At 68.6% G+C, this 11,382-nt stretch carries 8 protein-coding genes; 5 read left to right on the forward strand and 3 right to left on the reverse strand.

The genetic code is table 11. The features are described 5' to 3' along the window. Positions 1-29: 29 nt before the first annotated feature. Both ACTIL2_RS14235 and ACTIL2_RS14240 read right to left on the reverse strand, forming a co-directional pair. On the reverse strand, positions 30-557 hold the full coding sequence (locus tag ACTIL2_RS14235; RefSeq protein ID WP_442338132.1) for a TetR/AcrR family transcriptional regulator: 528 nt from the start codon (positions 555-557) through the stop codon (positions 30-32). 7 nt (positions 558-564) lie between these two features. Continuing rightward, positions 565-2,109 carry an MFS transporter gene (locus ACTIL2_RS14240; RefSeq protein WP_442338133.1) on the reverse strand — a complete coding sequence of 515 codons (1,545 nt, stop codon included), beginning with the start codon at positions 2,107-2,109 and terminating at the stop codon, positions 565-567. Between the two features lie 214 nt (positions 2,110-2,323). On the opposite strand from ACTIL2_RS14240, the gene ACTIL2_RS14245 reads away from it, so the two are divergent. From ACTIL2_RS14245 to alc, 5 genes are all read left to right on the forward strand, one after another. Then, positions 2,324-3,823 carry an NCS1 family nucleobase:cation symporter-1 gene (locus tag ACTIL2_RS14245; RefSeq protein WP_442338139.1) on the forward strand — a complete coding sequence of 500 codons (1,500 nt, stop codon included), beginning with the start codon at positions 2,324-2,326 and terminating at the stop codon, positions 3,821-3,823. A gap of 132 nt (positions 3,824-3,955) precedes the next feature. Then, positions 3,956-6,046 (forward strand): PhoX family protein, encoded by a 2,091-nt coding sequence (locus ACTIL2_RS14250; protein WP_442338134.1) that lies wholly within the window; start codon positions 3,956-3,958, stop codon positions 6,044-6,046. A gap of 32 nt (positions 6,047-6,078) precedes the next feature. Continuing rightward, positions 6,079-7,476 carry a DUF6986 family protein gene (locus ACTIL2_RS14255; protein WP_442338135.1) on the forward strand — a complete coding sequence of 466 codons (1,398 nt, stop codon included), beginning with the start codon at positions 6,079-6,081 and terminating at the stop codon, positions 7,474-7,476. Next, on the forward strand, positions 7,473-9,035 hold the full coding sequence (allB, locus tag ACTIL2_RS14260; RefSeq protein ID WP_442338136.1) for an allantoinase AllB: 1,563 nt from the start codon (positions 7,473-7,475) through the stop codon (positions 9,033-9,035). The genes ACTIL2_RS14255 and allB overlap by 4 nt, the downstream gene beginning before the upstream one ends. A 40-nt stretch (positions 9,036-9,075) precedes the next feature. Further along, positions 9,076-10,134 (forward strand): allantoicase, encoded by a 1,059-nt coding sequence (gene alc, locus ACTIL2_RS14265; protein WP_442338137.1) that lies wholly within the window; start codon positions 9,076-9,078, stop codon positions 10,132-10,134. A 4-nt stretch (positions 10,135-10,138) separates the two neighbouring features. Here the strand turns inward: alc and ACTIL2_RS14270 are convergent. Next, positions 10,139-11,382 (reverse strand): esterase-like activity of phytase family protein (locus ACTIL2_RS14270; RefSeq protein ID WP_442338138.1); only part of this gene is annotated, 1,244 nt, incomplete at its 5' end.

Below are 11,382 nucleotides of genomic sequence, written 5' to 3' on the forward strand. Positions count from 1 at the left end.
CAGCCGACGCAGCCCGGGTGGCAGCCCAGCTAGGGGATCATCTCCAGGATCGCGGTCGTCAGCGCCTTGCGCTGCGCCGCGGTCAACGGATCGGCGTGGACCCTGTCGTGCAGCCACATCCCGTCAGCCATGATCTGCACCAGGTAGGCCGCGCGGGCCAGGGCCGCGTCGTCCCCGGAGTCCCCCACAACCCCGTCCACCGGCGGCAACCACCGCCGGTCAACCTCGTGCCACGGCTCCCCGAACTCCGGGTGCACCAGCGAATCGATCTGCATCACCAGCTCCGCCCGGGTCGCCGAACGGCTCATCGTCACCACCATCGCGCGCAACCGCGTCGACAGGTCCACGTCGGACGCCTCACCCCCGGCGGCCTGGACCAGTTCCCTCTCCCACTTGTCGGCCATGAACCGGTGCACCCCGAGCATCAGGTCCTGCCGCGACGCGAAATGGTAGATCAGCCCCGACTTCGACATGCCGGACGCCTCGGCCAGCGACTCGTAGGTCACCGCGTCCAGTCCGTCGGCCTCGATGATGTCGACGGCGGCGCGCAGGACCACGTCCCTCTTACTCGTGCGCAGCGAAATCAGCTCCCTTCGGATTGCCGCGGAAACACGAGGCGGTGACCACGGCCGCGATGACAGCCACGATAGCGGCAATCCCCAGGACCAGCAGGTAGGCCGTGTCGTAGGCGTCCACCGCCGCAGCTCCGAACTCCGGGTGGTCAACTCCGTGGTCGACGTCGCCGGAAACCTGCGCCGGGGCGTTCATGGCGTAGAACATCGGCATCAGACTACCCAGGACCGCCACCGACAGCAGCGTGCCGAACTCGTAGGAGATCGCCTCCACCGACGAGGCCATACCGGCCTTGGACGCGGGGGCCGACCCGATGATCGCCGAGGACGACACCGACATCACCATGCCCGCGCCCGTTCCGACCAGCGCGAGTCCGCAGACCAGCGTCCACATCGGCTGGTCCGGAACGGCCCACAGCACCAGCACCACACCGACGGCCAGCACGGAGAATCCACCACTGATCAGCGTCCTGAACCCCAGCCGGTGCAGGTTCGCGCCGCCCAGGATCGATGCCGGGATCGCCGGCACCGCGGCGGACGCCACCAGCAGCCCGGCCTCCAGGGGACTGAAGCCGCCGGCCGTCTGGAAGCGCTGCGTGGTCATCAGCTCCACGCCCGCCATGACGAACATGGCGAAGGCCGCCGCCAGCGTGCCACCGGTGAACATGCGGTTCCGGAAGATCCCGAACTCCAGCAGCACCTGCAGCCCGCGGGAACGCAGCCATCCCTGGCGACGGACGAACAAGGCTCCGCCCACCACCGCGGCAGCCACGGAGACCGAGACGATGGTCATGTTCGACGGGGTGTTCGCGAGCTCCTTGATCGCCATCACCGCGCCGACCATCATCAGCATCGCCCACACCGAAGAAATGATGTCCCAGTGCCGCGACAGATCGGCCTGGTTCGGCGGGGCGAACCGGGCGGTGGCCACCAGGACTCCGATCGCCACCGGCACGTTGATCAGGAACACCGTGCCCCAGTGGAAGTGCTCCAGCAGGAAACCGCCCAGCACCGGGCCGGACGCCACGCCGACGACCGCGACGGACCCCCAGATCCCGATGGCGGTGTTGCGCTCCCGGACATCGGTGAAGGTCTGGCGGATCAGGGCCAGGGTGGCAGGCATCATCGTCGCCGCGCCGACACCGAGCACGGCCCGGGCCGCGATGAGCACCCAGGCATTCGGTGAGAACGCCGCGAGCAGGGAGCCCAGCCCAAAGACGCTGACACCGGTGAGGAACATCACCCGGTGGCCGATCTTGTCGCCGAGGGTGCCGGTGCCGAGCAGCAGCCCGACGAGCACCAGCGGGTAGGCGTTGATGATCCACAGCCCCTGCAGGCTGGTGGTGTCCAGTTCGTCGCGAAGGACGGGCAGCGCGGTGTAGAGGATCGAGTTGTCCGCGCCGACCACGAACAGTCCGAGGCTGATGATCCCCAGGAAGCTCCAGCGCTGCACGGCCGTGGTCGCCCCCGCCACCGTCCCGTCGCCCGTCGGCCGGTCGGCCGGCTGGCCCGTCGGCGTCACCGTTGTATGGCTCATGGTGCTCCTGTCCTCCCTGAGGTTCAGATCGTTGTCCCGTTCGGCACGAAACTGTACCGAACATCCGTTACAGTTATCAACTCCCGCGACCGGGATCCGGCGGGGCTCGACCGGGAACGGTGTAACCGAACTGAAACCCGCATGTCACTGACCCGGTTCGTCCGCGCCGTAGCGTCGCCCGCGTCAACAATGAACAGGAGAGCCCGTGAGTGACATGCAGAACCAGGAGGTCGTGTACTCCGACGGTGCCGACCCCGAACTCATCAATGACGACATCGCCCCCCTCAAGAAGCAGAACTGGGGCTCCTACAACATCTTCGCCTTCTGGATGTCGGACGTGCACTCCGTCGGCGGCTACACCACCGCCGGCGGCCTGTTCGCCATGGGCCTGACCTCCTGGCAGGTCCTGCTCGCGCTGCTCGTCGGCATCTTCATCGTCTACTTCGCCTGCAACCTCGTCTCCCTGCCGTCCCAACGCTCCGGAACCCCGTTCGCCGTGGTCTGCCGCGCAGCCTTCGGGGTCCAGGGCGCGAAGATCCCGGCGCTGATCCGCGGTTGCATCGCCGTCGCCTGGTACGGCATCCAGACCTACCTCGCCTCCCACGCGCTGGTCGTGCTCGTCCTGAAGATCCAGCCGGACTGGGCCGAATGGGCGGACAAGGACCTCCACGGATTCCTCGGACTGTCCGTCCTGGGCTACATCGCCTTCGGCGTCATGTGGGTTGTCCAGGCCCTGGTGTTCTGGCGCGGGATGGACACCATCCGCAAATTCATCGACTTCTGCGGTCCGGCGGTGTACATCGTCATGGGTATCCTCGCGGTGTACCTGGTCAGCAAGGCAGGGTGGAGCAACATCGACCTGAGGCTGGCTGACCACCAGCTCACTGGCTTCGCGGTCTTCTCCACCTTCTGCGCGGCCGTGGCCACCACGGTGAGTTACTTCTCGGGCCCGATGCTCAACTTCGGTGACATCTCCCGGTACGGGAAATCCCAGAAGGCCGTGACCCGCGGCAATTTCCTGGGTCTGCCGCTGAATTTCCTGGTCTTCTCCATCATGGTGGTCCTCACCGCGTCCGCGACACTGCCGGTCTACGGCAAGCTGATCACCGACCCGGTCGACACCATCGCGGAACTGGACAACACCTACGCCATCGCCTTCGGTGCCCTCACCCTCCTCATCGCCACCGTCGGTATCAATATCGTGGCGAACTTCATCGCCCCCGCCTTCGACTTCTCAACGGTTGCGCCGAAGCTGATCTCCTGGCGGATGGGCGGCATGATCGCCGCGGTGGGTTCGGTCTTCCTGACCCCCTGGAACCTGTACAACTCACCGGACACCATCCACTACACACTGGACACCCTCGCCGCCTTCATCGGTCCGGTGTTCGGCGTGCTCATCGCCTACTTCTACGTGATCAACCGGGGCGACCTGAACATCCCCGCCCTGTTCGACTCCTCCCCGAGCGGTGCGTACTACTACTCCAGGGGGTTCAACGTGAACTCCGTGGTGGCGATCTGTGTGGCGGCAGTTGTCGGCATCGTGATCGTGGTGACGCCGGCATTCTCCGGTGCGGCACCGTACACCTGGTTCATCGGGGCGATCCTCGCCGGACTGCTCGTGGTCCTGCTGGAGAACATCCGGCCGTCGGTGGTCATCCGGGACGCCACTGCCGCCGCCGAGTCCCGGGAGGGAACCATCCGCATATTCAACTAGGTTCACCTCCCCGTCACCGGACCGTCCCCCGTCGGCCACCCAGCCGTCAGCACAGCGTCACCACCGGACATTAACGTTCGTCAGGACTGCATGACGACTGATCCATGACTGACTGACCGGAGACGACACCCCGTGGCACTACTCGGCCGAAACCTGCTCGCCAAACTGAATTTCACCTCCAGCCGCTCACACCGCACCTGCGTCTACAAGTGCGGCGACGCGTGTGCGAAACCCACCCCCAACACCTCCGACAACCCCTACTTCCGCGACATCGTGCGCAAGGAGTTCGACCGGCGTGCGCTGCTGCGCGGGTTCGGCACCGCGGCGGTCGTCGTGGGTGGCGGCAGCTTCCTCGCCGCCTGCGGCGTGGACGGCAACTCCCCCGCCCCGACCTCCACCTCCGGCAGCGCGGGCGGTGCCGGTGCCCCGTCCGGCCTGCGGTTCGACATGGTCGCACCCAACACCGAGGACGCCGTCACCGTCCCCGACGGTTACAGCAGTGACGTCATCATCCGCTGGGGTGACCCCGTCGTCGACGGTGCCGCCGACTGGTCGGTGGACAACCAGACGCCGGAGGACGCGGAGAAGCAGTACGGCTACAACTGCGACTTCGGCGAACTGCTGCCCATCGAGGGCGAGGAGAACCGCTTCCTGTTCGTCTCCAGCCACGAGTACACCACCCCGCAGCAGATGTTCCCCGGCTACGACGCGGACGACCCCACCGAGGACCAGGTCCGCATCGAGATCGCCAACCACGGCCTGTCCATCGTCGAGGTCGAGGGCAACAACGACGACGGACGCCTCGTCCCCGTAATGGGCCGCTACAACCGCCGCATCCACGGCGAAACCGAGTTCCAGGTCACCGGACCCGCCGCAGGTCACGACCTGCTGAAGACCTCCGCCGACGCGTCCGGCACCCGGGTCCACGGCACGTTCAACAACTGCGCCGGCAGCGTGACCCCGTGGGGCACGGTCCTCTCCGGCGAGGAGAACGTGGACCAGTACTTCGCCGGGGGCGGGAAGGCCCGCGGGGACGAGGCGAAGGAGCGGTTCTCCCGCTACGGCATGGAGGACGACGAGACCGCCCGCAGATGGGAGCTCTTCGACGACCGTTTCGACATCACCAAGGAACCCAACGAGGCCCACCGGTTCAACTGGGTCGTGGAGATCGACCCCTGGGACCCGGACTCCACCCCCGTCAAGCACACAGCGCTGGGACGCTTCAAGCACGAGGCCGCCGCCGTGCACATCACCGATGACGGCACGATCGTCTCCTACTCCGGCGACGACTCCGGTTTCGAGTACATCTACAAGTTCGTCTCCTCGAAGAAGTACGTCGGGGGAAACGACGCGAAGGCCCGCGCCGAGAACATGAAGGCGCTGGACGAGGGCACCCTGTACGTCGCCGTCTACGAGGGGAACTCCGACGACTTCGAGGAGAACACCCTGCCGGAGGACGGTGCCTTCGACGGCACCGGACGCTGGATCAAGCTCGCCACCTGCACCGCCGACGGCTCGGTCGAGTCCCACGTGGAAGGCATGAGCGGCGAGGAGGTCCTGATCTTCACCCGCATCGCGGGCGACGAGGTCGGCGCCACCAAGATGGACCGTCCGGAGGACGTCCAGCCCCACCCGGAGACCGGACGGGTCTACGCCGCGCTGACCAACAACGAGTACCGCGGTGCCGCCCGACCGGGAGAGGGCGACGAGGAGACCACCGAGTACGCCCCGGTCAAGGAGAACAAGAACGGCTACGTCCTGGAGATGGAGGACAACCACGCCGGCGAGGACTTCACCTGGAACCTGCTGCTGGTCTGCGGTGACCCGGACACGGCGGAGACGTACTTCGGCGGATTCGACAAGTCCAGCGTCTCCCCGATCTCCTGCCCGGACAACCTGGCCTTCGACACCTTCGGCAACCTGTGGGTCTCCACCGACGGCAACGCCCTGGAATCCAATGACGGTCTGTTCGCCGTCTCACTCGAGGGCGAGACCCGTGGCCTGACCAAGCAGTTCCTGACCGTCCCCGCCGGCGCGGAGACCTGCGGCCCGGTCGTCACCGAGAACCGGGTGCTGGTCAACGTGCAGCACCCCGGCGAGGACGAGGAGGCCACCACGGAGTCCACGTCCTCGCACTGGCCCGACGGCGGCGATACCCTGGCCCGGCCGTCCGCGGTCGTGGCCTGGCGGGACGACTTCGCCGGGGGCGCCATCGGGGCGTAGGTGCCCGCAGCGGCCATGAACTAAGGTGAACGGTGAGCATTCACGACCGAGGAGAGCCGTTGACCACCCAGGACCCCGCCGCCGACGCAGGCGCCGCCATCGACCCGGCGGCCCTGTCGAGACTGGCCGATCACCGCCTCGCCGACATCGACCCCCTGGTCAGCGGCCCCTGGGCTACCCCGGTCACCTGGCGTCAGCCCACGCACACGGTCTACGTCCCCGCACACCTCATCGTCGGCGGGGACACGCCCGGCGCGGACCTCCCGCGGGTGTGGGGCACCATGGCCCTCGAGGCACTGGACACCTTCGGCGACCCCGCGGACCTCGCCCGCGTGCTCGGTGTCCCCGAGGAGCACGCCCGGACCGTCGGCGACCTGACGAGGGAGAAGCTGCTCAGGGAACCGATCGAGGACCTGCGCATCGACTTCGAGGACGGTTTCACCCAGCGCGGCGTTCCCGCCGACGCGGCACACCGGGATTCCGACGAGGACGCCCACGCGCACCGGGCCGCCGAGGTCCTGTTCCAGTGGTTCACCACCACCCAGCGCACTGCCCCGGCCTTCACCGGGATCCGGTTCAAGTCCTTCGACCCCGCCGTGCGCGACCGCGGCCTGCGCACCCTGACGATCGTGCTCACCGGGCTGGCACGCGACGGCGTCCTGCGGAAGGTGCTGGAGCACGACCGGCGCGCACTCCGCATCACCCTGCCGAAGGTCCAGCACCACCGGCAGGTGGAGGTCTTCACCGAGGTCCTCCAGCAGCTGGAGGACTCGCTCGGACTCCCGGAGATCCCCTTCGAAGTCCAGGTCGAGACCCCGCAGGCGATCCTGGCCACCGACGGCGCCGCCGAACCGTCCCGCCTGATCGCCGCCGGACGGGGGCGCGTCCTGTCCCTCCACTACGGAACCTACGACTACTCCGCGTCCCTCGGTGTGGACGCCGCCGAGCAGTCCATGGCCCACCCCGTCGCCGACTTCGCGAAGGACGTCCTGCAGGTCGCCACCACGGCAACCGGGGTGGAGCTGTCGGACGGCTCCACCAACCGCATCCCGGTTGGTTCCCCGGAGCAGGTCCTCGAGGGGTGGCGCGTCCACCACGACCTGGTGACCCGCCACCTGCGCCGCGGTATCCGGCAGGGATGGGACCTGCACGCCAACCAGCTGGTGACCCGCCACCTGAGCACCATCGCCTACTTCCGGCAGGACTGGGAGTCCAGCGCCGAGCGACTGCGCGCCTACGTCAGCGGGGACACGAGCACGTGGATGGACGAGCCCGCCACCGCCAAGGCCATGGCCGGCTACCTGCTGCGCGCCCACGCCTGCGGTGCCGTGACCACCGGGGAGCTGGGGCGGACCGGGGTGGATGACGCGGGGTTGCGTAGTCTTCAGGTGAACGGACGTCTGCAGAAGGAGCACCAGGAGTACCGATGAGCGAGATTTCCACGATCTACCGCGCCGCCCACGCCGTGTACCTCCCCGGGGGGACGGACACTCCGGCGGAGGGGCCGGTCACCGTCATCGTCGCCGGTGAGCACATCGTCGACGTTCTCGAGGGACGGGACGCGCCGGTCGGCGTCAACGCCGCCGGCGCCGAGGTCATCGAGGTCCCCGACGACCAGGTCCTGATTCCCGGCCTGGTCGACACCCACGTGCACGTCAATGAGCCGGGACGCACCGAGTGGGAGGGCTTCGCCTCGGTCACCCGCGCCGCCGCGGCCGGTGGCGTGACCACGCTGCTGGACATGCCGCTGAACTCCATCCCGTCGACCGTCACCGTGGACGCGCTCGACGTGAAGCAGAAGGCGGCGGGGGCCGCGAACACCGCGAAGATCAACGTCGGCTTCTGGGGCGGGGCCGTCCCGGAGAACGTGGGCACCGGCGACCTGAAGGCCCTGTGGGACCGCGGGGTGTTCGGCTTCAAGTGCTTCCTGCTGCACTCCGGGGTGGACGAGTTCCAGCCGCTCGACCCCGACCAGCTCCGCGAGGCCATGACCGAGATCGCCGGGTTCGACGGACTCCTCATCGTCCACGCCGAGGACGCCGACGAGATCGCCGCCGGCGAGGCGAAGGCCGACGCCGCCGGGGGGATCGACGAGACCTTCGACAGCTTCCTCGCCTCGCGTCCCGCCTCGGCGGAGGCCGCGGCGATCCGCACGGTGATCGACGCCGCGGAGGCCACCGGCTGCCGCGCGCACATCCTGCACCTGTCGGACTCCGGCTCGATCGACCTCATCGCCGCCGCCCGGGAACGCGGCGTGCGGATCACCGCCGAGACCTGCCCGCACTACCTGGCGCTGTTCTCCGAGGAGATCCAGAACGGTGCGACCCAGTACAAGTGCTGCCCGCCGGTACGCACCGCGGGCAACCGCGAGCGGCTGTGGAAGGGCCTGGTGGACGGGGTGATCTCCACCGTCGTCTCCGACCACTCCCCCTGCACCGCCGAGCTGAAGAAGTTCGCCGGGGTCGCCGAGGCCCAGGCATCGGCCAACGAGCGCAATGAACTCACCGCGTTCTCCGCCCTGGCCGCCACCGGCAACGACCTCGGTGGCGGTGGCGCCGACGGACGGGGGTCCGGAGGATCCTTCGGCGAAGCCTGGGGCGGCATCGGTTCGGTGCAGCTCGGCCTGCCGGTCGTCTGGTCGCAGGCCCGTCTGCGCGGGCTGTCCCTGGCGGACGTCATCCGCTGGATGTGCCAGAACCCGGCCGAATGGGCCGGCCTGTCCGACCGCGGTGCGATCGCCGCAGGCCGCCGTGCCGACATGTCACTGATCAGCGCGGACGACGCCTTCGTCGTCCTGCCCGACGAGCTCCACCAGCGCAACAAACTCACCGCCTACGCGCAGCGCGCGCTGGCCGGGGTCGTCACCCGCACCTGGATCGGCGGCGATCCGGTGTACGTCCGCCCGAGCACACCGCACGTCCCGGCTGCCGAGGTCGAGGATGCCGCGGTGTTCCCCGCCGCCGCCCGTCCCTTCACCCTGCGTCCGTAACAGACCTGCCCGTAACAGACCTGACCCTAAGGATTGATCCATGAGCGCAACCCCGCCCGCAGCCGACCTCCCCGACTTCGTCACCTACCCTGACCTGGCCAGCCGAGCGCTGGCGGGGTCCGTGGTGTGGGCGAGCGACGAGTCCTTCGCCGAGCGCGAGAACCTGGTCCGCGCCACCGAGCCGGTCTTCGACCCGACCGAGTTCGGCAACAAGGGGAAGGTCTACGACGGGTGGGAGACTCGCCGTCGCCGTCACGACGAGGTCGGCTCCAACGACGCCGCCATCGTCCGGCTCGGCGTCCCCGGCCAGATCAAGGGTGTCGTGGTCGACACCGCCTGGTTCACCGGGAACTACCCGCCCCAGTTCGCCGTCTACGGCCTGACCTGCGACGAGTACCTCTCCGGCGAGGAGATTGCCGCCCTGCCCGAGGACCAGTGGTTCACCCTGGTCCCGACCACGGACGCCCAGGGCGACCACAAGCACTACTTCGAGATCTTCCCCGCGGGGGAGGCCTCCGCCCGCCGGGTGACCCACGTCAAGCTGGTCATGATCCCCGACGGCGGCATCGCCCGCCTGCGGGTGCACGGCCAGCCCTCGGTGGACCCCCGGTTCATCGCCGGGACGATCGACCTGGCGGCGGTGGAGAACGGCGGCCGGATCACCGACTGCACGAACATGTTCTACTCACGCCCCGACCACATCATCTCCCTGGGACGCGCCCGGAACATGGGCGAGGGCTGGGAGAACGCCCGCCGCCGCGACGAGGGCAATGACTCTGTCACCGTGCAGCTCGCCGGGGAGGGCCGGGTGCGCTGGGTCGAGTTCGACACGTCCTACTTCGTGTTCAACGCCCCCGGCGACGTGAAGCTGACCGGGATCACCGCATCCGGCGAGGAGGTGGAGCTGGTCGGCAGAACCCGCGTGCTCCCCGACACCCGCCACCGGTTCCTGGTCTCCGACCCGGCCGAGGGCGAGACGGGGCCCACGCCGGTAGTCGCCGTGCGCACCGACGTCTTCCCCGACGGCGGAATTTCACGGCTGCGGATCTGGGGCGACCTGACGGACGAGGGACGCCTCGACATCGAGAGTCGCTGGTAGGACGCTACTCTGCTGAGCCGATGTCGACGGTGTGGATCAGCGTGCGCTGGGAATCACTGAAGTTGTCGTCGGTGCCGATGAGCAGTTCACCGTCCGGGCCCCAGGCGAGACTCTCGGTGTTGTCGGGGTTGCCGCCCGCAACCTCCTCGTCGGGGCTGTCCGTCAGTGAGGACAGGTCCAACAACCGTTCCTTGTGCACCGGGGTCACCGGGCCGTCGCTGTCGCCGAGATCGGATTGGCCGAGGACGTCAGTGGCACCGTCGAGGGTGACGCGGTACAGGACGGCCTGCGTCCCCACGCCCTCGATGTAGCCGCGCTCCAGGGTGAGGAAGCTGTCGTCGCCGGCGGCGAGGATCTCGGTCGCACCGCGTCCGTCGGCCCCGTCATCGACCGGGTCGAGCTGGTAGGCGAGTTCGCGCGCGGGCTCGGCGGTCTCGGTGTCGTAGAAGGTCAGACGGTTGTAGGAGTCCTGCGTCAGCGGTGTCTCCGTGAGCACCGCGGCCTGCGATTCGTCCTGGGTCAGGGTGAGTCCCTCGTAGGCGAGGTTGTCACGGGTGCCCGAATCCTCGCCGATGTGGTGGTAGCCGGGGGTGCGGTAGGTGGTCTGCGCCTGACCCGTGGCGTCCGCCTGTGTAACGGAGGCGTCAATCCCCTTCCCGCGGTCGCCCTCGGACGTCCAGAGGAAACCACCGTCCGGCGTCGACCGCACCGCTTCGGGGTCAACGGTGGACTCCGGGTACTCCTCGCCGTCCTCGTCGGTGAGGATGATCGGGGCGTCCACCGTGACCCCGTCCACTCCGGTGTCGTCGCCGACCGTGATGTCCAGCGGATAGACGCGGGCCGGGCCGTGCTCTCCGCGGTCGTCGCTGAGGCCGATGTAGCTGTCTGCCCCACCGTCACCGATCACGCGGTCAATGCCGGACAGTCCGCCCACCGGACCGGTGTCCGGTCCACCGTCCCCGGCATCGGACGTGTCAGCGTCCCCGAGATCGAAGGTGCCCCGGTAGCTGGCGGCCCAGTCGGTGGAGTCCTCGACCGGTTCCGTGGCCAGGGTGTACGGCGCGCCGGAGTCGGTGCCGTCGTTCACCGGGGCATCATCGGGGACGTCGGTGCCGGGGAGGAGGGACCCCACACTGCCCGGACCTGCGCTGCCGGAACCGGAGGGGAGGGCCACCGCGCCCGGGGTACCGGCAACGAGTGCTGCGGCACCGCCCACGGCAACGAGTATGGCCAGGGGTGGTTTCAGGG

It is taken from the genome of Corynebacterium sp., assembly GCF_052107835.1.
Classification (GTDB): Bacteria; Actinomycetota; Actinomycetes; order Mycobacteriales; family Mycobacteriaceae; genus Corynebacterium.

Excerpts from the sequence above, each read along its gene's own strand:
- ACTIL2_RS14245 (WP_442338139.1), top strand. The coding sequence starts at position 2,324 with ATGCAGAACCAGGAGGTCGTGTACTCCGACGGTGCCGACCCCGAACTC.
- alc (WP_442338137.1), top strand. The coding sequence starts at position 9,076 with ATGAGCGCAACCCCGCCCGCAGCCGACCTCCCCGACTTCGTCACCTAC.
- allB (WP_442338136.1), top strand. The coding sequence starts at position 7,473 with ATGAGCGAGATTTCCACGATCTACCGCGCCGCCCACGCCGTGTACCTC.
- ACTIL2_RS14240 (WP_442338133.1), bottom strand. The coding sequence starts at position 2,109 with ATGAGCCATACAACGGTGACGCCGACGGGCCAGCCGGCCGACCGGCCG.